Below are 21,451 nucleotides of genomic sequence, written 5' to 3' on the forward strand. Positions count from 1 at the left end.
GTGTGAAGACAAAAGGTTAGAGAATATCTAAACAAGATGTTGCGGGACCGAAAAAGAAAAAGCCCGGCGTTTCCGCCGGGCTTTCAAAGCATGGAAAGCAAAAAGGCTCAGTGCTCGTCGAGTTCGCCAATGTGATGCTGCGCATAGAGCGGCAGGCCGAGCTTGGCGACGAGGTCGAGCTGGGTTTCGAGGAAGTCGATGTGGCCTTCCTCGTCCGTCATCAGCTCTTCGAACAGGTCGCGGCTCGGGAAATCCTTCACCGAATGGCAGTAAGCGGCGGCTTCCTGATACAGGGCGCGGGCTTCCTGCTCGGCCGCCAGATCGGCGTCGAGAATTTCCTTCACGTCCTGGCCGATGCGCAGCGGATCCAGCACCTGCAGGTTCGGGAAGCCGTCGAGGAACAGGATGCGGTCCACGAACTTGTCGGCGTGCACCATCTCCTCGATGGATTCGGCGCGCCACTTCTTCGCGAGCGCCTTGTATCCCCAGTTGTCGAGCATGCGGTAATGCAACCAATACTGGTTGATCGCGGTGAGCTCCGAACGAAGGCCTCGGTTCAGATACTCGATGACCTTGGCATCACCCTTCATGTCCCAACTCCTTAAAGCGGCGCCGCATGGCACCGTCTCACTGGAAATATAGTTAGAGAAGTTCTAAACTAAGAGCAGCACCCGTGCAACTCCGGGATTTCCCTCATTCCGCGGCGATAAGTCGGCCGGTGAGTGCGGCCGCCGGGCATTCAGCGGCGCAGGAAGAGCACGAGCTTTGTACCTGATCCATGATGGCGCGAATAGTACGCGCGCACCGTCCGCATTGCGGCGAGCAGCCAAGGCACCGATACACCTCGCCAGGCGAGCGGGCGCCGCCCGATGACGCCAGGGCGTCGCGGACCTGATGGTCAGAAAACACGTTGCACGAACAAACGATCATGGCCCGACCAAGATCTCCGTTGCTTAGAGAAGCTCTAAACAACACCGTAACCTTGTTATTTCTGGCAGAAGGCCGAGCGCCTCGTCAATGCCATCACCCCATCAATGTGGGATTGGCACGCGACATTGGAAGGCTTTAAAACTAAACCTTCGAATAGTTCTATTTTGCGTCCATGAGGACTACGCTGCGGAAATGGCGTGTGTTCTTCACTTCGGCAGGCGCAGCTCGCTGAGCATCCCGCCCTCGATACCGCGCCTCAGGTTCAAGGACCCGCCGACACTGCGCGCCAGTGCGGCAATCCGCGCCATACGGAAGGGCAGGCCTGCGGTTCCAAAGCGGTCCGCCACGGCGGCATGACGGGTCACGTCGAGCGCCTGCGCGATTTCCTCCTCGGAGAGGCTCGCGCCTTCGTCGCGGATCAGCACCGCCACGGAGGTCATCGAATCCTCGGCGCCTCCCGGCTCCGCGATGGTCGAGATAAGGACATATTGGCCCTCGGGCGTGCCACGCAGGGCTTCCTCCAGCAGCAGACGCACCATCTGCGCGGTGCGGGCGCCATCGCAGCGGATGGTGGCCTGCGGGCTGAAATCCCGCCGGATCAGGATGCGCCGGCGCTGAGCGGTCCCCGCCAGGTGGGCCACCGCGTCATCCACCAGCGCGTTGATGTCGAGCACCGTCTTGTTGGGGGCGTCGGGAGAGGCGATGAGCCCCTCGATGTCCTCAAGCGTGGCCATCAACTGCCGGCCCGCGAGCACAGCGCCTTCGGCAAGCTTGCTGTAGCGGCGTGTGCCGATGGCACCGAACGCCCCGGAACGCACCGCTTCCACGAACCCGAACATTACGTTCAAGGGCTCGCGCACGCCGTGGGAGAGCCGGCGCAGGAGCGCGTCGGTATCCTGAACCGCAGGCGCCGCCGATGCGTCGGGCGCGGGGGCGATCTCGCGGAATACCGCGCAATAGGTGGGCCGGTCCTCGGGCGCGTGGTCGGCGCGCGCGATCGTGACGTCGACGGGGGAGGGGCGGCCGTCCCCGTTCAGCAGACGAAAGCCGGAGGCATTGACCCGCCCGCTCTGCGAACCGGCGGCGAACAAGGCCTCCACCAGATGCTGGTCCTCCGCGACGAAAAGCGAGGCGAAAGTGGTACCGAGCAGCGCGTCTCGCGCGCGGCCGCCGAGCTTGACCGCGGAAAGGTTCAGATATTGCAGCGTGCCGGCGGAATCCAGCAGAGCAACCGGAACGGGAATAAGGTCCAGAGCCTCATGCCGTGCGCGATGCCGAACCGATGCCCGCGCACCGTGGGTGTCCGCCGACGTCGGCTCAATGGCGCGGACGAGGTGCACAAGCGCCGTCTCGCCGTTCCAGGGCGCGGAGACGAGGCGCACCTCCACAGGAAGGGCCTCGCCCTCGGCCCGCGTGAAATGCAATTGGCCCCCGGCCTCCGCCCGCCACAAGCGTTGGGCCACGCCTCCGGTGCGCTGGAATTCTTCCGTATCGGCCATCCCCGCCCAGCCCAGGATGGTGCGGTTGACGCGCACGAACCGCCCATGCTGCTGAATGGCGATGCCCAGCGGAAGGCGGTCCAGCAGGCTGTCGGCGGAGCCGACTAAGCTAGGCGCAGGCTCAAATATGGGTGCGGCGTCCACGAGACGACCCGCGCTCTCCCTCACTTCATCGGCGAAACCTGGGGCGATGTCGTCCCCTTCCGAGGCGGGGACGAACGGGGAAGCGTTCGAGAGATCATCCAGGACGGGATCGGGCAAGGCGTCGCTCGGATCTAAGACCTCGCTTGGTTCCCCGGCCTCTGCGGAAGTCGCGGGCTCCAACTCCGCATCCTCAGGCCCGTCTTCGCGGGGTGACCGAAAGGCGTCAGGAACGCCTTCCGGCGGAACACCCGCGTTTTCAGGATCGCGCGCCTCCCGCTGCGGCGCATTCCAGCCGTTCACGGCTTCGTGCAGGGTGCGGGCGATCTCGTGAAACGCGGAGCGTTCCCGTTGCGTGAGATGACCACCCCGCAAAGGCACGACATTCATCGGCGCATCGTCGCGCTCACCGCTCCTGGACATGCGTGCTGCCGTATCATCGAAGGCCGAGGGCGGCCACAGGATTCCAAATCCGCGAACGCCTGTGCGGCGGCGCATGCCATCCAGCAGGGGCATGCCACCCAGCACGATACGGCGCGGCTGCGGTTCTTCCGTATAGAGAAGGACGTCGGCAAAGCTCGAACCCGCCTCGAGCGCAGCCTCGATGGCGCTGCTGTCGCGCAACAGCCCGGCGTCCGCCAATTGCCGGAAGCTGCGGCCGAGCCAGCCGCCGAGGCGCAGCCCCAGCCCGTCCACCGCTGTTTCCGACAGAAAGCGGATGACCCCGTCACCATCCGCTTCCCATGTGAAGCGGATCGGGCGTGTTTCCTCGATCATGGTCCGTGCATCCGCCTGCGGCGCCTTGCCCGTAGGCAGAAGGTTTCCCGGCACAAAGGCTTCAGGATCGGCGAACAATACCAGCCGGCCCAGGGGCGAGGAAAGGCAGGCGCAGGAGAATAGGCGCGTCGAAAGCTGCGCCGGCAGACGGACCCGCTCCAGATGACGCGGGCCATTTGGGCTGGCGGCAACCTGTCGCACGATATCGAGCAGCGGTTTCGGAGCCGCCTGATCTTCGCGTAGTCCAAGCCGCGCGCAGGCGGCGGTGGCGGCTACCACTGTGCCGTCCCGCACGGATATCAGAAACGAAGCGAGATCGTCGCGCAGCAGAGGAGCGAGCGCGGGTTCGTTCAATGCCAAGAGGCGCGACGTGTGTTCGCTCATCACTGCGAATGACACCCCTTGTTTTTCGATCGCACCATCTCGACCTAAATCCCAGCACCCTACATGCTATGGTGGCAGATAAACCTTAACAGTACCGCAAGCCCATAGCCGTCGCATTAATGTTTCGTATTGCGGTGCATAGGCAATGACAGACTAAGATATGGTCGGAGCGGCCGGCGCCGTTGGCTGATCTCCCCAAGAGCCCGAGGAGTGACGACGATGACCACGAAACTGGGTCCCGATCTTGAGCTGCCCGCGGAATTGAGGGCCATAGCCGAAAAGAACGTCACGCAGGCGCGCCAGGCCTTCGATACTCTGTTCGATACCGCGCGCAGTGCCGTCAACGAGTCCGAAGGGCGGATCGAGGAAGTGCGGTCCGGCATCCGCGAGTTGCGTCAGAAGACTTTGGGTCTTGTCGAATCCAATGTGAACGCCAGCTTCGATTTTCTGAACAAGCTGGTGCGCGCAAAGAGCCCGCAGGAAGTCCTCTCGCTGCAAGCGGAGTTCGTCACCGCTCAGGTGCAGGCCGTGGCCAGCCAGGCCGCCGCCCTCGGCTCGGATGCCCGCAACCTTGGGGAGTCCACCGTGCGCTCGCTGGACGAGCACGCCCGCGCGCTGGCCGAGCGCGTCCAGGCCCTCGGCGCTGCCGCGGCGCAACATGCCAAGTCCACCGCCGAGGCCGCCCAGGCGGCCGGCACCGCTGCCGCCCATGATGCGCAGAACGCCACGCAGCAGGCGGCAAGCCAGTTCGAACAGCCGCACGATCCGAACCGGACTTACTGATTAGACGGGACGAGGTTGTTGTGCGGCGCAAAAATTATTTTTGTGCCGCACACTTTTTAGGCTATAGTGTCGCGGGGTCGAGGCTGAGGGCAGAAAAGGCGCTTGCTGCAATCGAGCGAGCTTTTCGGCCTGCGCGGGCCTGAATTGAAGCCAAGCCACCGCACCGAGGAAACTATGAACGACACCTTCGCCAAAGCCTTCCAAGACCAGATGAACGCAGCAAACGGCGCGTTCGCCAAAATGGAAGTTCCGGCCGCTTTCCGCGAAATGGCGGAAAAGAGCGTCGAGAGCTATCGTGGAAACTATGAAAAGATGAAGGCGGCCGCCGCCCAGACCAGCGATATCCTCGAAGATAGCTATTCGACCGCGAGCAAGGGTGTTTCTGAATACAATCTCAAGTCGCTCGAAATCCTGCGCTCGAACGTGAATGCCGCGTTCGATTTCTTCGCGTCGGTGGTTTCGGCGAAGTCGGCAGCGGAAGCCGTGGAACTTTCCACCGCTCACCTGCGCCACCAGTTCGATGCGCTCTCCGGCCAGGCCAAGGAATTGTCGGCCCTCGCGCAGAAGATCGCGACCGAAACCTCCGAGCCCATCAAGGCCGGCGTGGAAAAGACCCTCAACAAGGCCGCCTGATCGCACGCCTTCGTTGTCTTCTTGGAAGAGGCGCCGCATTGCCGGCGCCTTTTTTATTGCCGCGGCGTGCCGCATGCTTTCTTCTTCAGCGGCCCGGCGACGTGACCCCGGCGGCGCATCTGATTTCGCAGCCCCGCGCACCGCCCTCGTCACGGGATCGCGCCTTGACGGGCACGGCGCGTCTTGCCAAGACGCGCGGGTCCAAGTGAGCACAAAATGCGCGCCATCGGTTCCTATTCGCCCATCCTGCTTGTCGGCCCGTCCTGGGTCGGAGACATGGTGATGGCGGCGAGCCTGATCGAAAGCCTGCGCATCCGCGATCCGGGCCGCCCCATCGATGTCATCGCGCCGCCGGCCTCCCTACCGATCGCCCGGCTGATCCGCGGCGTGCGCAGAACCATTCCCCTCGGCCTCGGCCATGGCGAATTCGGGCTGATGGAGCGCTGGAAGGCGGGAAGGGCGCTGCGCAAGGAGGGCTATGGCAAAGCCATCATCCTGCCGCGGGCCTTCAAGGCCGCCATCGTGCCCTTCGCCGCCGGTATTCCCGAGCGCATCGGCTATGCCGCCGAGGGCCGCAGCCTGCTGCTGACGGATTCGCGCCCCGATCGGGATCGCAAGACCGCGCGCACCATCGACCGTTTCGTGGCCCTCGGCGCCCCGCGCGGCGACCAGCTGGCCGCGCCGCGTCCGACCCTTTTCCTGCCGGATGGCGCGCGCGAAGCAGCCGCCGGGCGTTTCCCCCTCACCGGGGAGGGGCCCGTGATGGCGCTCTGCCCGGGGGCCGAATATGGCCCGGCCAAGCAATGGCCGGCCACCAAGTTCGCCCGGCTCGCGGCGCGGGCCGTGGAAGCGGGGTATCGCGTGCGCATCCTGGGCGGGCCGAAGGACGTGTCCATCGCGGCGCAGATCGTGAAGCTGAGCCGCGTCCCGGTGGACAATATCGCTGGCAAGACCACGCTGATGGACGCCGCCGCCCTGCTGGGCATGGCGGATGTGGTGGTCTCGAACGATTCCGGGCTCATGCATGTGGCCGGCGCCCTCGACCGGCCCCTTGTGGTGATCTACGGCTCCAGCTCCGAGAAGATGACGCCGCCGACCGGCCCCCGGGCGCGCGTCGTGGCGCGCGAGCTGCCGTGCCGCCCGTGCCACAAGCGCGAATGCCCGCTCGGTACCCTGGCCTGCCTTGAAGTGATCGCCCCGGAGGAAGTCCTGGCGGCGGCGCGGGCCGTTCAGGCATGAAGGTTCTCGTGGTCAAGCTGTCCTCCCTGGGCGACGTGGTGCACACGTTCCCGGCGGTGACCGATGCCATGCGCGCGGTTCCCGGTCTCACGCTCGATTGGGCGGTGGAGGAAGCGTTCGTTCCCCTGGTTGAGGCCCACCCCGCCGTGCGACGCGCCATCCCCGTGCCGCTGCGCCGCTTGCGCAAGGCGCCGGGCGAAGCGCTGCGCAGCGGGGCGGTCGCCGCGATCCGCACCGCTTTGCGCGCTGAAACCTATGATGTGGTGATCGACGCCCAAGGGCTGATGAAGAGCGCCGCTGTCGGCCTGTTCACGCGCGGGCGGCGCCATGGCTTTGCCCGTGGCAGCGCCCGCGAGAGTCTTGCGACCTTCACCTATCACGCGACCCATGTGGTGCCGGAAACCGAGCATATGGCGGTGCGGCTGCGCAAGCTGTTCGCCGCCAGCCTCGGCTATTCCCTGGACGGGCTGACCGCCGACGCCGGACTTTCGGTGCCCGCCAATGCCCAAGGGCAGGGGGGCGAGCGGCCTTATATCGTGATGCTGCACGGCACCACCTGGCGCACCAAGACATGGCCGGTGAAACACTGGCGCGAGCTGGCGCAGATGGCCGCCGAGCGGGGCTATGAAACCCGCATCTTCGCCCAGGGTTCGGAAGAGACGGCGCGCGCCGTCGCCATCGCGGACGGGATCCCCTCGGTGCGGATCGTGCCGCCCGGTCCCATTTCCGCGCTCGCCCCGGTGATCGCGCGCGCGCAGGCGGTGGTAAGCGTCGATTCCGGCCTCGGCCATCTCGCGGCCGCGCTCGCAGTGCCGACGGTTGGGCTTTACGGCCCGACAAATCCCCGCCTGACCGGCCTTTTCGGACCGAAGGCGCTGGAATTGAAATCGCTGCGCCCGTGCGCGCCGTGCGAGCGCGCCCATTGCCGGATCGCCCCCGATCTCGTCGAGGGACCGCCCTGCCTGACGGATTTCAGCGCACGGGACGTGTGGCGCGCGCTCAATGTCCTGCGCTTCGGACATGCCGATGCGATGGACAAGACCGGAAGCAGCGTGGCACACGGGGGCACATCACCGCGTTCGCCTTGAATGGTAGCCTGAATGATCCGCTCCGCCCGTTCCGCCCGCGATACGATCCTTGTCACCGGGGGCGCCGGCTTCATCGGCTCGAACATCGCCCGCGCCCTGGCTGCCGACGGCTGGCGCGTGGTGATTGCCGATTGGCTGGAGGACGGCCCCAAATGGCTCAACCTGCGCGACATCCTTTTGGATGACGTGATCCGGCCGGAGGCGGTTTCCGCCTTCGTGGAACGCGAGGGTGGACGGCTGGGCGCGATCGTCCACATGGGCGCGATTTCCGCGACCACGGAGCGGGACGGCGACAAGATCGTCGCCCGCAACATCCGCCCGACGCTGGACCTGTGGGACCAATGCGCCCGCAAGGGCATCCGCTTCATCTATGCCTCATCCGCCGCCACCTATGGCGATGGCACCGACGGCTTCCGGGATGAAGAGGGCGCAGCCGCGCTCGACCGCCTGGCGCCGCTGAATGCCTATGGCTGGAGCAAGCTGATGGCGGACCGCCGCTTCGCGGCCGACGTCGCCGCCGGCCGTCCGGTGCCGCCGCAATGGGCGGGCCTGCGCTTCTTCAACGTCTATGGCCCGGGCGAGGCCCACAAGGACGACATGCGCTCGGTGGTCCACAAGATCTATCCGACCGCGGCGATGGGCGAGGCGGTGACGCTCTTCAAGTCGCACGATCCGGGATATGAGGATGGCGGGCAGCTGCGGGATTTCGTCTATGTGGGCGATTGCGTCGCGGTGGTGCGCTGGCTGCTGGAGACGCCCGCCGCCAGCGGCATTTTCAATGTCGGCACCGGGCAGGCCCGCAGCTTCGCGGATCTCGCAAAGGCCGTGTTCACGGCGGCAGGCAAAGAACCGCGCATCACCTATGTCGATATGCCGGTTTCCATCCGCAACGCGTATCAATATTTCACCCAGGCGGACGTCTCGAAACTGCGCGCCGCAGGCTTTACCCACCCGTTCACCTCGCTGGAGGATGGCGTGCGGATCTATGTCACCGAGCATCTGCGCGGCCGCAATTCCGCCTGATGACCGGGACCTTGCACGACCCAACGGCTGATCTTGCCCCAGGATACCGGCACCATGCTTCCTGATACCAAGCCCGGTCCCGTCGCCGTCATCGGCGATGTCATGGTGGATCGCTACATCCTCGGCTCGGTTTCGCGCATCTCGCCCGAGGCGCCGGTGCCGGTGCTGCTGCATGGCGCGGAACGCATCGTGCCGGGCGGGGCGGCGAACGTCGCCGCCAATGCCGCCGCCATGGGCGCGCCGATCCGCCTCGTGGGGCTGGTCGGGGCCGACGGGGAGGCCGACCAGCTGCGCGCCGCGCTCGCGCCCTATGCGCGGATCGATCTGTCCGGCCTGGTGGTGGACGCCATCCGCCCCACCGTCACCAAGACGCGGGTGATGAGCGGGCGCCAGCAGATCGTCCGCATCGATGCCGAGATGTCCGCCCCGCCGTCCGCCGCCGTCGAGGACGCCTTGATCGCGGCCGCCAGCCGCGCCATGGCGGGCTGTTCGGTGGTGGTGCTCTCCGACTATGCCAAGGGGGTGCTCGGCGACCGTGTCGTCGCCGCCGTGCTGGCCGAGGCGCGCACGCTGGGCGTGCCGGTGATCGTCGATCCCAAGCGCCGCACCTTCGAGGTCTATCGCGGCGCGACGCTGGTAACGCCCAACCGGCGCGAATTGAGCGAGGCCACCGGCCTGCCGGACGAGACCGATGCCGACGCCGAGCGCGCCGCACAGGCCGCGAGTGCCCAGTTCGGCGGCGATGTGCTGGTGACGCGCGCGGAAAAGGGCATGACGCTCTGGCGCCGCAACGGCACCGTGCTCCATGTGCCGGCCGAGGCGCGCGAGGTGTTCGATGTTTCCGGCGCCGGCGATACGGCGCTGGCCGCGCTCGCCTTGTCGCTCGCCTGCGGGCTCAACCTGGAAGCCAGCGTGCCGGTCGCCAATGCCGCCGCCGCGATTGCCGTGGCCAAGCTCGGCACGGCGGTGGTGACGCGCGCGGAACTCACCGCCGCGCTGCAGCGCTCGGTGCCGCAGCTGGAGCCGGCGGGCGCCCTCGTCTCGCGCGACAAGGCGCGCGATATCATGGACCGCTGGCGGGCGAGCGGCGCGCGCATCGTCTTCACCAACGGCTGCTTCGATCTGCTGCATCCCGGCCATGTGGGCATGCTGGAAGCGGCGGCCGCGCAGGGCGACCGCCTCGTCGTGGGGCTCAACACCGATGCCTCGGTGCGCCGTCTGAAGGGCCCGACGCGCCCGCTCCAGGACGAGACAGCCCGCGCGCGGGTGATCGGCGCCATGCGCTGCGTGGATCTGGTGGTGCTGTTCGAGGAGGACACGCCGCTGGAGATCATTACGGCCTTGCTGCCGGACGTGCTGGTGAAGGGGGCGGATTATAAGCCCGAGGATGTGGTCGGCGCCGATATCGTGATTGCCAATGGCGGAAAGCTGGTGCTCGCCGAACTGACGCCGGGCCAGTCCACCTCGACGCTGGTTGCGAAAGCTAGAAGCTGAGATCGCGGGGGCGGGCGGTTGCGGCGCGGGGCGGCGGCCTTATAGTCGGCGCGTCGTCGGTTCCTTCGGGATCAAAAGGGAACGCGGTGCGGGAGGGTTTCTCCCTATGCCGCGGCTGCCCCCGCAACTGTCGGCGGAGAGCAAACCCATGAACCACTGAGGTGCCCACCACTGAGGCGCGCCTCGGGAAGGGTGGGGGCGCGCAGATCCGCAAGCCAGGAGACCTGCCGAGGACGCAGAGCCCGCATCGCGGGCGCCACAGGCCGGCTCTCGGCGGGAGGGCCAGGGAGACTCTCATGTTGGGTCCGCGCATCGCGGCCAGTGCCTGCCACAGCTCTTGCCGCCGGCACTCGCAGGTGCCGGCTTGAGCGCGAGCGCGGCCGGGGCGCGGGGCCGGATCGTGCTGGTGCTCGGCGGCGCGCGGTCCGGCAAGAGCCGCCATGCCGAGCAGCGGGTGGAAGCCGCCGCCCCGCCCTTCGCCTATGTGGCGACGGCGCAAGCCTTCGACGCCGAAATGAGCGAGCGCATCCGCCTGCACCAGGCGCGGCGCGATGCGCGCTGGGTCTCCCACGATGCGCCGTTCGATGCCGCCGATATCGTCCAGGCCCTGCCGCCCGACATGCCGCTGCTGCTGGATTGCCTCACCTTGTGGCTCACCAACCACATGCTGGCGGAGCACGATCTCGCGGCGGAAGAGGATCGCCTTGTGGACGCCATCACCGCCCGCACAGGACTCAGCGTGCTGGTGGCGAATGAGGTGGGGCTCGGCATCGTGCCGGACAACGCCCTCGCCCGCCGGTTTCGCGACGCCGCCGGCCGGCTCAGCCAACGCATGGCCGCAACGGCCCATGAGGTGATCTTCATGGTGGCCGGCCTGCCCATGATTGTGAAGGACACGCCTCGATGAGCGATGAAACCGAAAATGCCGCCGGCGACGACGCCCAGGCCGCTCGCCATCGCGAGAAAATGGCCAAGCGCAAAGCGGTGCAGGATGCCGAGGTGGCGGAAAAGACCCTGGAGAAGGGGCTGCTGATCGTCCACACCGGCCCCGGCAAGGGCAAGAGCACGGCCGCGTTCGGGCTGGCGCTGCGCATGCTCGGCTACGGCCGCAAGGTGGGCGTGGTGCAATTCATCAAGGGCGCCTGGCACACCGGTGAGAAGGACGCCTTCGCAGCGTTCGGCGATCGCGTGCGCTGGCACACCATGGGCGAGGGCTTCACCTGGGAAACCCAGGACCTCGCCCGCGACACCGCCGCTGCCGCGCGGGCGTTCGACAAAGCCCGCGAGCTGCTGGCCGACGAGACCCTCTCCCTGATCGTGCTGGACGAGCTGAACATCGCTTTGCGCTACGGCTATCTTGACCTCACCGACGTGGTCGCGACGCTGAAAGCGCGCCGGGGCGACCTGCATGTGGTCGTCACCGGCCGAAACGCGAAGCCGGAGCTTCTGGAGGCGGCGGACCTCGTGACCGAGATGGGATTGGTGAAACATCATTTCTCCGCCGGCGTGAAGGCGCAGGCCGGCATCGAATTCTGATGGCTGCCCGCGCACTGATGTTCCAGGGCACCGGCTCGGACGTGGGCAAGAGCCTGCTGGTGGCCGGCCTTGCCCGCGCCTTCGCCAATCGCGGCCTGCGGGTGCGGCCCTTCAAGCCGCAGAACATGTCGAACAATGCCGCCGTGACCGCCGACGGCGGCGAGATCGGCCGCGCGCAGGCGCTTCAGGCCCGGGCCGCGCGAGTGCCTTTGAGCGTGCACATGAACCCGGTGCTCCTGAAGCCGCAGAGCGAGGTGGGTGCGCAGGTGGTGGTGCAGGGCAGGGTGCTCACCACCGCCAAGGCCAGCGCCTACCAGGGCCTGAAGCAGAGCCTCATGCCTGCCGTGCTTGAGAGCTTCGCGCGGCTGAAGGGCGAGGCCGAACTCGTGCTGGTGGAAGGGGCGGGGAGCGCCTCGGAAGTCAATCTGCGCCGCAACGACATCGCCAATATGGGGTTTGCCCGCGCCGCCGACGTGCCGGTGGTGCTGATCGGCGACATCGACCGGGGCGGTGTCATCGCCAGCCTCGTCGGCACCAAAACCGTCCTGGCGGTGGAGGATGCCGCACTGATCGCCGGCTTCGTGGTGAACAAATTCCGGGGCGATCCCGCCTTGTTCGCCGACGGCATGGCGCTGGTGGCGGGGCACACCGGCTGGGCTGCGCTCGGCCTCATCCCGCATTTTCCCGCCGCCGCGCGCCTACCGGCTGAGGATGCGCTCGCGCTCCAGGGGCCGCCGCCGGCAAAGCCCCACGCCAAGGTGAGGATCGCGGTGCCGATCCTGCCTCATGTCTCCAATTTCGACGATCTCGACCCGCTGGATGCGGAGCCGGCGGTCGAGGTGGTGCGCCTGCAGCCGGGCGAGAGCTTGCCGGTGGACACCGACCTTGTGCTGCTGATCGGCTCCAAGGCCACGATTTCCGACCTCGCGGCGTTGAAATCCAGCGGCCTGCATCACGACATCATCGCCCATGCCCGGCGCGGCGGGCGGGTGCTGGGCCTGTGCGGCGGCTATCAGATGCTGGGACGGTGGGTGGACGATCCTGACGGCGTCGAAGGCCCGCCGGGCCGGGCGGAGGCGCTCGGCCTGCTGGATGTGGAAACCATTCTCTCGGGCGAGAAGCGTCTGGTTGCCGTTGCGGGCCACTCCTGCCTCCAGGCGCCCTTCGCAGGCTATGAGATGCATATGGGCGAGACCACTGGCGCGGACACGGCCCGCCCGTTCTCGCGCCTCGCCACGGGCGAGGCGGATGGCGCGACAACACCCGACGGGCGCATCATGGGCAGTTATGTACATGGGCTGTTCGCCGATGATTCCCAGCGCGCCGCTTGGCTCGCCGCGCTGGGCGCCGGCGCGCCACAAATCTCATACGAGGCGCAGGTGGACGAGACCCTGGATGCGCTTGCCGCGCACCTGGAAGCCCATCTCGATCTCGACCTTCTGCTCAGCCTCGCGCGATGACCACCAGCACCGCGCAGAACAGGGCGAGCCCCATGAGCAGGCGGTTCGCGATCCGGTAGAGATGCAAGGCGGAACGAATGTCGGCGGCGCCGATCTCGCGCCGGCCGTCGCCCATGAAGGGCAGGTCCGCGAGCACGCCCGCATAGGTGCGCGGCCCCGCGATTGAGATGCCGAGGGCGCCCGCCATCGCCGCTTCCGGCCATCCGGCATTGGGAGAGCGGTGCTTGCCGGCATCGCGGCGCACCGCGCGCCACGCACCGGCGGGCGATGCGCCGTGCGTGAAGACCGCTGCGGCAATGATCAGCAGCCCCGAGAGGCGCGAGGCAGGCAGGTTCACCAGATCATCGAGCCGCGCGGAGGCCCAGCCGAACGCCTCGTGGCGCGGCGTGCGATGGCCGATCATGCTGTCGGCGGTATTGATGGCCTTGTAGGCGGCGATGCCAGGCAGCCCGGCCATGGCCATCCAGAAGGCGGGGGCCACGACACCGTCGGAAAAGTTCTCCGCCAGGCTTTCGATGGCCGCCCGGGTCACGCCCGCTTCATCGAGCTGGGCCGGGTCGCGGCCGACGATGCGCGAGACCGTGGCGCGCCCCGCTTCGAGCCCGTGGATTTCAAGCGCATCGGCCACCGCCGCCACATGCTCGTGGAGCGAGCGCCGGGCCAGCAGCGTCGAGCCGACGATGGCGGTGAGAACTATCCCACCGGGCAACAGGTCGAACACATCGGCGATAAGCGCGGCCGGCACTGCGGCGCTCACAAGCAGCACCACAAGCGCCAGCACGCCCCGCATGCGCCGCCGGGCGAAACTCAGCTCCGCCCGGTTCCAGGCAAGATCGAGCACCGAGATCAGCCGGCCGATCCAGATGACGGGATGGCCGATCAGGTTCAGCAGGCGGACCGGATAGCCAAACCCCGCTTCGATGGCGAGGGCCAGAAATGTCAGCAGGAAGGTCAAGGCGATCGAGCCCGTTGGTAGCAGGCCACATTCTCGCGGCCCACGCTCTGGTTTAGACCAAGGCCGACCGGCGAGGAAACCCCCTTGCGGCCCGCCGGCCACCGAGGCTGTATGTCGCCGAAGTTATTTGGCCGAAATCACGGTTTCATCTCGCTGAGAACCGCGGAAATGGCCCAGGAATCCGATGTTCGTCGGCGAGAAGGGGGGCGGTGGAGCGCGGTCAGGCAGGTCGCGCCCCCGCGCTCGCTAGAGTTTCCTAGATCGTCCAGTCGCCCGCGTCCTCGTCGCTATGCAGGTAATTTCGCTCGGATAGATAGTTGAACACCTGTTCCGCGAGTTCCTCGGCCGTTTTTTCGCCCCCGGCGAGGTGCAGTTCGGGAGTTTCAGGGACCTCGTAGGGGCTATCGATGCCGGTAAAATTGGCCAAAATCCCTTGGCGTGCCTTTTTATAAAGGCCTTTTACGTCGCGCTTTTCCGCAACCTCAATCGGGGTATCCACGAATACCTCGATGAACTCCCCTGCGCTTAAAAGCTCCCGGGCCATTTGCCGGTCCGCCTTGAACGGCGAGATGAAGGAGACCAGAACCACTAGTCCAGCATCCACGAACAATCGCGCGACCTCAGCAACACGCCGGATGTTTTCTACCCGATCGACATCCGTAAATCCAAGGTCTTTATTGAGACCGTGACGAACATTATCTCCGTCAAGCATGTAAGTATGACGGCCGGCTGCGTACAATTTCTTTTCGACCAGGGAGGCGATGGTCGATTTACCTGATCCCGACAGGCCAGTGAACCACAATACGGCGGGCCGCTGATGCTTCAACGTGGCGCGAGCTTCTTTGGAGACATCGAGCGCCTGCCAATGCACGTTGGTCGCCCGTCGCAAGGCGAACTGCACCATTCCCGCGCCGACTGTCTGGTTGCTCAACCGATCTATGACAATGAAGGCACCAGTTTCCGGAACGTCGGAGAATGCATCGAACGAAAACGCATCACGGCTGGCGATATTCACCACGCCAACCTCATTCAGGGAAAGCGTTTTTGCCGCCAGTTCCTGGAATGTATTAACGTCCATTTTATGCTTTATTTCGGTGAAGGTGGCACCGACGGTGCGCGTCCCCATTTTGATTAGATAGGGCCGTCCTGGAAGCAGCGGTTCATCATGCATCCAGATAATCTGCGCCGCGAACTGGTCGGCCCGCTCCGGGCGGTGCACAGGGTCGGCAAGGATATCCCCGCGGGAAATATCCACCTCATCCGCAAGGGTCAGCGTCACCGCCTGCCCGGCGACAGCCTCGGTGAGGTTTCCGTCTTTGGTGACAATGGACTTTACATGCGTGGTGCGTCCGGATCCGGCAACCACCACGCTGTCGCCCGGGCGAACGGAGCCGCTCACGATGGTGCCGGAGAAGCCTCTAAAATCAAGATTGGGCCGGTTAACCCATTGCACAGGAAGTCGGAAAGGGCGGGAGACTGCCTTCTCGGCGACGTCCACGTTTTCCAGGTATTCGACCAAGGCGGGGCCGTGATACCAGGGCGTATTGGCGCTGCGCCCCATGATGTTGTCGCCATAGCGCGCCGAAAGCGGCACCGCTTGAAAGGTCCCGAATCCCAGAGGACCGATCAGCTTGGTATAGTCGGCGACGATCTCCTCGAACCGGCTCTGCGAAAACTGAACGAGGTCGATCTTGTTCACCGCCAGAACCACATGGCGAATGCCAAGCAGAGACACGATGAAGGAATGGCGGCGGGTCTGGGTCAGAAGTCCTTGCCGTGCATCGACGAGGATGACTGCGAGATCCGAATTGGAGGCGCCCGTCGCCATATTGCGGGTATATTGTTCATGCCCGGGCGTATCAGCAACGATGAACTTCCGCCGCTCGGTATTGAAGAAGCGATAGGCAACATCGATGGTGATTCCCTGCTCGCGCTCCGCCGCCAGACCGTCGACAAGCAATGCGAAGTCCAGCTCGTCGCCGGCGGTGCCGTGTTTGCGGGAATCCTGAGCAAGGGTCGCAACCTGGTCGTCAAACAGCAGCTTGGTATCGTAGAGCAAGCGGCCAATAAGAGTGGACTTTCCGTCATCAACGCTGCCGCAGGTGAGGAAGCGCAAGAGACTCTTGCCTTCGGTAGCGAACAATTCCGTAAGCGGAGCGACGTTCATCAGAAATAGCCCTCGCGCTTCTTCTTTTCCATCGAAGCGGCATCATCATGGTCGATCAGGCGGCCAGACCGCTCTGAGGTGCGTGCGACCAGCATTTCCTGGACGATATCTTCAAGCGTGGCCGCAGTACTGTCGATGGCGGCAGTCAGCGGATAACAGCCGAGAGTGCGGAAGCGGATCATGCGGTGTTCCGGCGTCTCTCCCGGCAATAGCGGCATGCGCGCGTCGTCCACCATGATCATCTGCCCGTCGCGCCACACAATTGGGCGTCTGGCGGCAAAATAAAGCGGCACGATGGGAATGCGTTCCGCAAGAATATATTGCCAGATATCCAGCTCAGTCCAATTGGAGAGCGGAAACACGCGGATGGATTCACCCGGCTTCACACGGGCGTTGTAGAGATTCCATAATTCAGGCCGTTGGTTTTTTGGATCCCATCCATGATTGGCCGTGCGGAAGGAGAAAACACGCTCCTTGGCACGGCTTTTTTCCTCGTCACGCCGCGCACCACCGAAAGCGGCGTCGAAGCCGTATTTGGTCAACGCCTCCTTCAGGGCGTCCGTCTTCATAATATTGGTGTACAGCGAAGATCCATGGTCGAAAGGATTGATACCCTGCGCCAACCCGTCCTGATTGGTATGAACCAGCAGGTCGAACCCCAGGGTCTTGGCCATCTCATCGCGGAACGCGATCATTTCTCGAAATTTCCATGTGGTATCCACGTGAAGAAGCGGGAAGGGCGGTTTCGACGGATAAAACGCCTTCATCGCGAGATGAAGCATCACCGCGGAATCCTTGCCGATCGAATACAGCATCACCGGGTTGCGAAATTCGGCCGCGACCTCGCGCAGGATGAAGATGGATTCCGCTTCAAGACGCTGAAGATGCGTCAATCGATTGGGCGACACGTGCAACATTCCTTGTTGTCTCGGCCAAGAGAGGGCCGATCGCGGCTCAGCCGCCAGCTTGGGCGGACGAATGCCGGACCAAATTGCGGTCGCCATAGGCGACGAAGTGGGGGTTCGCGAACGGCGCATCCCCGGCCTGAATACACCGGCCATAGGTCAGCGGCAGGCCGTCCATCGTGGTGACCACGCCGCCCGCCGCCCGCAGCACCGCATCGCCGGCTGCGGTATCCCATTCCATCGTGCGACCGAGGCGGGGATAGAGATCGGCCGCGCCCTCCGCGACCAGACAAAATTTCAGTGAGGAGCCCGCGGCGACGAAGGATCCGATGGGGAATTGCTGAAGCCAGTCGCCGGTCTCAGCCGCGCCGTGCGAGCGGCTGCCAATGGCCGAGAGCCGGGCAGGGGCGTCGCGCACCTGGATTGGCACGAGCGAGGTCAGATGATCGTCGCGGACCAGGCCTTTCCACGCGCCCGAGCCGACCTCCCCGGCATAGAGCACGCCCAAAGCAGGGGCATAGACGACACCGGCGATGGGCGTGCCGTGCTCGATAAGGGCGATATTGACTGTGAACTCGCCGTTGCGGGAGACGAACTCCTTCGTTCCGTCCAGCGGATCCACGAGAAAGAAGCGCTCGCCCGCATGGGGGGTGCGACCTGCGGCCGCTTCTTCTTCCGCGACGATAGGAACGCCGGGATGCAGCCGCGCCAGCCCGTCGAGGATCAACGCTTCAGCGTCACGATCCGCCTGCGTGACCTGAGAGGCGTCCGCCTTCTGGCTCACTGCAAAATCGGTGGCGTATATATCGAGAATGACGCGTCCGGCGCGCAGGGCCAGCGAGACAAGCCCCGAGACCAGTGCGGGAACGGGAGAAACTTGAGCCATGGGCGCGCGCTGAGACCAATCCTGATAATGGCAAACTAAACGTGCGTACACGCCTTTGCAATGCGTGAGCGGGAAATTAAATATTTCACGTCGTATTATTGTTTATTGTGAAATGTTGCGCCGCCCTCGTTCGTAGGACACATGTCGTTCCAAGCCCCTTTTCATGCCACAACGCGGACTATCGGGGCCGGTGAAACAGTGCAGGAGAAACGCGTGAGCGACACAAATGTCCCGAACGCGGTCGTTGAGGTCGGCGACCTCAAGATTTCGAATCGGATGCCCCTCACGCTGATCGCGGGGCCGTGCCAGATCGAGAGCCGTGACCACGTGATGGACGTGGCGAAAGAGCTTTCGGCCATCACCAAGCGCCTGGGCATGGGGTTGGTGTTCAAATCTTCGTTCGATAAAGCCAACCGCACGTCCATCTCGGGCGCTCGGGGCATTGGCCTCAAGGCCGCACTGCCCATCTTCGCCGAGATCCGCGAGACCATTGGCGCTCCGGTCCTGACCGATGTCCACGAGATCGACCAATGCGCTCCCCTCGCTGAGGTCGTGGATATTCTGCAGATTCCCGCCTTTCTCTGCCGGCAGACGGACCTTCTGATCGCCGCAGCTCAGACCGGCCGAGTCGTGAACGTCAAAAAGGGCCAGTTCCTGGCGCCCTGGGACATGAAGAACGTCGTGGCCAAGCTGACCCAGTCCGGGAATCCCAATGTCTTGGTGACCGAACGCGGCGTTTCGTTCGGGTACAACACGTTGGTATCCGACATGCGCGCTTTGCCCGAGTTGGCGGCAACCGGCGCGCCAGTGGTGTTCGACGCCACGCATTCCGTGCAACAGCCAGGAGGGCAGGGTGCCTCCTCCGGTGGGCAGCGGGAATTCGTGCCCGTTCTTGCGCGAGCTGCGGTTTCCGTGGGCGTGGCGGCTGTTTTTATCGAGACTCATCCCGACCCCGACCATGCCCCCTCGGACGGCCCGAACATGATTGCGCTGAGGAACATGGAGCCCTTGCTCCGCGCCCTCCAGGCCTTCGACGCCCTCGCCAAGGGGCCGCTGGTGACGGCAATTTCTTAATCAGCGACGCCAACGCCGCCCCGTACCAGACGCTTTGCCGCGGACCTGATTGGTGCCCTCATATGCTCATTTGCCTGCGCGCTGGGATCGTTTAAGGAAAAGCACTGTTTCTTTGCTGCATTGCGGCGCACGGCGGCGAGATGCTGTAAGCTGCAGCACCTTTCTGCGAAACTGGGACTTTGGCACACATGCGCATTGCGATGATCGGAACGGGGTACGTTGGACTGGTATCCGGAGCCTGTTTCGCGGATTTCGGCCATCGGGTCACGTGCATAGACAAGGACGCCAATAAGATCGCCATGCTCGAGAAGGGAGAAATTCCCATTTTCGAGCCCGGCCTTGACGAACTCGTTCATCGCAATGTCGCGGCCGGCCGGCTGGATTTTGCCACCGATCTGACCGAAGCGGTGAAGGAAGCAAACGCCGTATTCATCGCCGTCGGCACCCCGTCGCGGCGTGGCGACGGACATGCCGATTTGTCCTACGTCTATGCGGCAGCGCGTGAAATTGCAGCGGCAGCGGACGGCTATACCGTCGTGGTTACAAAATCGACGGTGCCTGTGGGCACCGGCGACGAAGTGGAGCGGGTTATCCGCGAAACTCGGCCGGATGCCGATATCTCCGTGGTTTCTAACCCGGAGTTCCTGCGGGAAGGCGCGGCGATTGAGGATTTCAAGCGGCCTGATCGCGTGGTGGTGGGCAGTGAGGAGCCTCGTGCGCGCGAAGTAATGGCGCAGGTGTACCGCCCGCTATCCTTGAACAATCTGCCTCTTCTGTTTACCAGCCGCCGCACTTCCGAGCTGATCAAATATGCCGGCAATGCGTTCCTCGCGATGAAGATCACTTTCATCAACGAGATCGCCGATCTATGCGAGGAAGTGGGCGCGAATGTGCAGGAAGTTGCTCGGGGCATCGGCCTCGACAACCGCATCGGCGGCAAATTCCTGCACGCCGGACCGGGCTACGGTGGCTCGTGTTTTCCCAAGGATACGCTGGCGCTGACGCGCACCGCGCAGCAGGCGGGCACGCCGCTGCGGATTATCGAGACCGTGGTCGCGGTCAACGACGTGCGTAAGCTCGCAGTGGGCAAGAAGGTGATACGCGCGCTGGGTTCCGATCCCCGCGGCAAGACCGTTGCGGTGCTCGGCCTCACGTTCAAGCCCAACACCGACGATATGCGCGACAGCCCGGCGATCGCCATCGTCAACACGCTTCTGGATCGTGGCGTGAAGGTACGGGCGTACGACCCCGAGGGAATGGACGAAGCCAAGAAAGTATTGCCCGCCGGCGTGCACTACGGCTCCGGACCCTATGAGATCGCGGAAGGGGCGGATGCGATTGTCATCGTGACGGAATGGGACGCGTTCCGCGCTCTCGACTTCGCCAAACTGAAGACGATCATGACGCAGCCGGTGCTTGTGGACCTGCGCAATATCTATCGGCCCGACGAAATGGCCGAAGCTGGCTTCACCTATGACAGCGTCGGACGGCCGAGTGCACAGTCCGGCGTCGGGGCAGCCAAAGCCGCGGAATGATCAAGCACTCCGGCCATGGGCAACATCGCCTGTGGCCGGATGCCGTCAGACCGCACGCCGCATGCCAGGGATGTAGAGATGCACCCGCAGCCAAAATCCAAGCTGCGGGCAGGGAAGAAAGCCCCACGCTGGATGGAAATCACCAATCCATAAATCGCAGAAGAGATATTATGGAACTATTCTCTGTGGGATTCGTGGCTACGGATGAGACCGCTCGGTGTGCCGCCGGTTCTAATCAGAAGCGAGGCCGGCACCGCGAACTTCGCAGCACCGGCCCAAACTCTCAGCGGCTTGTTGGATCGCTCAGAGTGCGCCGCTCAGTAGCGCGACGCCCGCGAGGGAAATGGCAGCGCCTGCGCCGCGTACCCACGCTCGTCCGGACGTTTCGCCGAGCCGGCCAATGGCGAAGCCAAGACCCAGGCCTGCGAGATGCAGCAGCGCGGTGCCGAGCATGAAGCCGAGGCCATAGGACAGGCCGCCGACGTTCTCCGGCATTTCGGCGCCGTGTGCGTGACCGTGGAAAATGGCGAACATACCGACCAGGCCCATGGCGAAGGCCAGCGGCGCTTTCACCCCCATGGCCACGGCTGCGCCGAGGACGACCACCGACAAGGCGATGCCCGTCTCGACGTATGGCAGGTTGAAGCCGCCCATGCCCAGGGCGCCGCCGGCCGCCATCAAGGCCACGAAGCTAGCCGGCAGCAACCAAAGGGCGCGCCCGCCCATCTGCCAGGCAAGAATGCCGACCGTGACCATGGCCAGCACGTGATCGAGGCCGGTGACCGGATGCATGAAGCCATGGACGAAGCCGTGCGTGGCTCCGACGCCGGTATGGGCGAAGGCCATTGAAGGCACCAGGGCCAAGGCTCCGGCGATCGCGAGAAGACGAAAGGCGGGACGGGTCATAAAGCCACTCTCCTGAAGGACGGGTTCATCTTGCAT

19 protein-coding genes and 1 riboswitch are annotated in these 21,451 nt (G+C 64.8%); of the genes, 11 read left to right on the forward strand and 8 right to left on the reverse strand.

All coding sequences use genetic code 11. The features are described from left to right. Positions 1 to 107: 107 nt before the first annotated feature. From bfr to V5F68_RS09765, 3 genes are all read right to left on the reverse strand, one after another. A complete protein-coding gene (bfr, locus tag V5F68_RS09755) occupies positions 108 to 590 on the reverse strand; it encodes a bacterioferritin (RefSeq protein ID WP_348848115.1) in 483 nt (160 codons plus the stop codon). A gap of 103 nt (positions 591 to 693) precedes the next feature. Then, complete coding sequence (locus tag V5F68_RS09760; protein ID WP_394012354.1) at positions 694 to 930, reverse strand: (2Fe-2S)-binding protein; 237 nt, start codon at positions 928 to 930, stop codon at positions 694 to 696. 206 nt (positions 931 to 1,136) lie between these two features. After that, positions 1,137 to 3,731 (reverse strand): PAS domain-containing protein, encoded by a 2,595-nt coding sequence (locus V5F68_RS09765; protein WP_394012355.1) that lies wholly within the window; start codon positions 3,729 to 3,731, stop codon positions 1,137 to 1,139. A 219-nt stretch (positions 3,732 to 3,950) separates the two neighbouring features. Between V5F68_RS09765 and V5F68_RS09770 the strand changes: the two genes are divergently transcribed. The 9 genes from V5F68_RS09770 to V5F68_RS09810 all read left to right on the forward strand — a co-directional run bounded on the left by V5F68_RS09770 (position 3,951) and on the right by V5F68_RS09810 (position 12,987). Next, complete coding sequence (locus tag V5F68_RS09770) at positions 3,951 to 4,514, forward strand: phasin family protein (protein WP_348848118.1); 564 nt, start codon at positions 3,951 to 3,953, stop codon at positions 4,512 to 4,514. 102 nt (positions 4,515 to 4,616) lie between these two features. Continuing rightward, positions 4,617 to 5,147 (forward strand): phasin, encoded by a 531-nt coding sequence (locus tag V5F68_RS09775; RefSeq protein ID WP_394104097.1) that lies wholly within the window; start codon positions 4,617 to 4,619, stop codon positions 5,145 to 5,147. 216 nt (positions 5,148 to 5,363) lie between these two features. Continuing rightward, positions 5,364 to 6,386: a lipopolysaccharide heptosyltransferase II gene (gene waaF / locus V5F68_RS09780; RefSeq protein WP_348848120.1), complete on the forward strand. Its 1,023-nt coding sequence runs from the start codon at positions 5,364 to 5,366 to the stop codon at positions 6,384 to 6,386. Then, positions 6,383 to 7,474, forward strand: a complete 1,092-nt coding sequence (waaC, locus tag V5F68_RS09785; RefSeq protein ID WP_394012357.1) for a lipopolysaccharide heptosyltransferase I — start codon at positions 6,383 to 6,385, stop codon at positions 7,472 to 7,474. Before waaF ends, waaC begins: the two co-directional genes overlap by 4 nt. Positions 7,475 to 7,486: 12 nt before the next feature. Then, positions 7,487 to 8,497 carry an ADP-glyceromanno-heptose 6-epimerase gene (rfaD, locus tag V5F68_RS09790; RefSeq protein WP_394012358.1) on the forward strand — a complete coding sequence of 337 codons (1,011 nt, stop codon included), beginning with the start codon at positions 7,487 to 7,489 and terminating at the stop codon, positions 8,495 to 8,497. 54 nt (positions 8,498 to 8,551) lie between these two features. Then, positions 8,552 to 9,991: a D-glycero-beta-D-manno-heptose-7-phosphate kinase gene (gene rfaE1, locus V5F68_RS09795; protein WP_394012359.1), complete on the forward strand. Its 1,440-nt coding sequence runs from the start codon at positions 8,552 to 8,554 to the stop codon at positions 9,989 to 9,991. 40 nt (positions 9,992 to 10,031) lie between these two features. Further along, positions 10,032 to 10,237, forward strand: a riboswitch (cobalamin riboswitch). A gap of 118 nt (positions 10,238 to 10,355) precedes the next feature. Continuing rightward, positions 10,356 to 10,898, forward strand: a complete 543-nt coding sequence (gene cobU, locus V5F68_RS09800; RefSeq protein ID WP_394012360.1) for a bifunctional adenosylcobinamide kinase/adenosylcobinamide-phosphate guanylyltransferase — start codon at positions 10,356 to 10,358, stop codon at positions 10,896 to 10,898. Continuing rightward, positions 10,895 to 11,527 carry a cob(I)yrinic acid a,c-diamide adenosyltransferase gene (gene cobO / locus V5F68_RS09805; protein WP_394012361.1) on the forward strand — a complete coding sequence of 211 codons (633 nt, stop codon included), beginning with the start codon at positions 10,895 to 10,897 and terminating at the stop codon, positions 11,525 to 11,527. Before cobU ends, cobO begins: the two co-directional genes overlap by 4 nt. Continuing rightward, positions 11,527 to 12,987, forward strand: coding sequence for a cobyric acid synthase (locus V5F68_RS09810; protein ID WP_394012362.1), 1,461 nt, complete (start codon positions 11,527 to 11,529; stop codon positions 12,985 to 12,987). Before cobO ends, V5F68_RS09810 begins: the two co-directional genes overlap by 1 nt. On the opposite strand, the gene cbiB is transcribed toward V5F68_RS09810, so the two are convergent. The 4 genes from cbiB to cysQ form a co-directional block, all read right to left on the reverse strand. Further along, positions 12,971 to 13,942 (reverse strand): adenosylcobinamide-phosphate synthase CbiB, encoded by a 972-nt coding sequence (cbiB, locus tag V5F68_RS09815; protein ID WP_394012363.1) that lies wholly within the window; start codon positions 13,940 to 13,942, stop codon positions 12,971 to 12,973. The genes V5F68_RS09810 and cbiB overlap by 17 nt on opposite strands. A gap of 256 nt (positions 13,943 to 14,198) precedes the next feature. Beyond that, positions 14,199 to 16,109, reverse strand: coding sequence for a sulfate adenylyltransferase subunit CysN (gene cysN, locus V5F68_RS09820; RefSeq protein ID WP_394012364.1), 1,911 nt, complete (start codon positions 16,107 to 16,109; stop codon positions 14,199 to 14,201). Continuing rightward, on the reverse strand, positions 16,109 to 17,026 hold the full coding sequence (gene cysD, locus V5F68_RS09825) for a sulfate adenylyltransferase subunit CysD (protein WP_394012365.1): 918 nt from the start codon (positions 17,024 to 17,026) through the stop codon (positions 16,109 to 16,111). Before cysD ends, cysN begins: the two co-directional genes overlap by 1 nt. A gap of 37 nt (positions 17,027 to 17,063) precedes the next feature. Beyond that, positions 17,064 to 17,900: a 3'(2'),5'-bisphosphate nucleotidase CysQ gene (gene cysQ, locus V5F68_RS09830; protein WP_394012366.1), complete on the reverse strand. Its 837-nt coding sequence runs from the start codon at positions 17,898 to 17,900 to the stop codon at positions 17,064 to 17,066. Between the two features lie 276 nt (positions 17,901 to 18,176). On the opposite strand from cysQ, the gene kdsA reads away from it, so the two are divergent. Together kdsA and V5F68_RS09840 are read left to right on the forward strand one after the other, a co-directional pair. Further along, entirely contained in the window at positions 18,177 to 18,974 is a 798-nt protein-coding gene (gene kdsA, locus V5F68_RS09835) for a 3-deoxy-8-phosphooctulonate synthase (RefSeq protein ID WP_509274708.1), read from the forward strand. A 188-nt stretch (positions 18,975 to 19,162) separates the two neighbouring features. After that, positions 19,163 to 20,509, forward strand: a complete 1,347-nt coding sequence (locus V5F68_RS09840; RefSeq protein WP_394012368.1) for a UDP-glucose dehydrogenase family protein — start codon at positions 19,163 to 19,165, stop codon at positions 20,507 to 20,509. A gap of 303 nt (positions 20,510 to 20,812) precedes the next feature. Here the strand turns inward: V5F68_RS09840 and V5F68_RS09845 are convergent, their stop codons facing one another. Next, positions 20,813 to 21,415 (reverse strand): HupE/UreJ family protein, encoded by a 603-nt coding sequence (locus V5F68_RS09845; protein ID WP_394012369.1) that lies wholly within the window; start codon positions 21,413 to 21,415, stop codon positions 20,813 to 20,815. Positions 21,416 to 21,451: the final 36 nt, after the last annotated feature.

The organism is Roseixanthobacter pseudopolyaromaticivorans, from assembly GCF_043195145.2.
Classification (GTDB): Bacteria; Pseudomonadota; Alphaproteobacteria; order Rhizobiales; family Xanthobacteraceae; genus NCEH01.

Excerpts from the sequence above, each read along its gene's own strand:
- rfaE1 (WP_394012359.1), top strand. The coding sequence starts at position 8,552 with ATGCTTCCTGATACCAAGCCCGGTCCCGTCGCCGTCATCGGCGATGTC.
- V5F68_RS09810 (WP_394012362.1), top strand. The coding sequence starts at position 11,527 with ATGGCTGCCCGCGCACTGATGTTCCAGGGCACCGGCTCGGACGTGGGC.
- V5F68_RS09840 (WP_394012368.1), top strand. The coding sequence starts at position 19,163 with ATGCGCATTGCGATGATCGGAACGGGGTACGTTGGACTGGTATCCGGA.
- cysQ (WP_394012366.1), bottom strand. The coding sequence starts at position 17,900 with ATGGCTCAAGTTTCTCCCGTTCCCGCACTGGTCTCGGGGCTTGTCTCG.
- V5F68_RS09770 (WP_348848118.1), top strand. The coding sequence starts at position 3,951 with ATGACCACGAAACTGGGTCCCGATCTTGAGCTGCCCGCGGAATTGAGG.
- bfr (WP_348848115.1), bottom strand. The coding sequence starts at position 590 with ATGAAGGGTGATGCCAAGGTCATCGAGTATCTGAACCGAGGCCTTCGT.
- cobO (WP_394012361.1), top strand. The coding sequence starts at position 10,895 with ATGAGCGATGAAACCGAAAATGCCGCCGGCGACGACGCCCAGGCCGCT.
- kdsA (WP_509274708.1), top strand. The coding sequence starts at position 18,177 with ATGCCCCTCACGCTGATCGCGGGGCCGTGCCAGATCGAGAGCCGTGAC.
- V5F68_RS09845 (WP_394012369.1), bottom strand. The coding sequence starts at position 21,415 with ATGACCCGTCCCGCCTTTCGTCTTCTCGCGATCGCCGGAGCCTTGGCC.
- cysN (WP_394012364.1), bottom strand. The coding sequence starts at position 16,109 with ATGAACGTCGCTCCGCTTACGGAATTGTTCGCTACCGAAGGCAAGAGT.
- cysD (WP_394012365.1), bottom strand. The coding sequence starts at position 17,026 with ATGTTGCACGTGTCGCCCAATCGATTGACGCATCTTCAGCGTCTTGAA.
- waaC (WP_394012357.1), top strand. The coding sequence starts at position 6,383 with ATGAAGGTTCTCGTGGTCAAGCTGTCCTCCCTGGGCGACGTGGTGCAC.
- V5F68_RS09760 (WP_394012354.1), bottom strand. The coding sequence starts at position 930 with ATGATCGTTTGTTCGTGCAACGTGTTTTCTGACCATCAGGTCCGCGAC.
- V5F68_RS09765 (WP_394012355.1), bottom strand. The coding sequence starts at position 3,731 with ATGAGCGAACACACGTCGCGCCTCTTGGCATTGAACGAACCCGCGCTC.
- waaF (WP_348848120.1), top strand. The coding sequence starts at position 5,364 with ATGCGCGCCATCGGTTCCTATTCGCCCATCCTGCTTGTCGGCCCGTCC.
- rfaD (WP_394012358.1), top strand. The coding sequence starts at position 7,487 with ATGATCCGCTCCGCCCGTTCCGCCCGCGATACGATCCTTGTCACCGGG.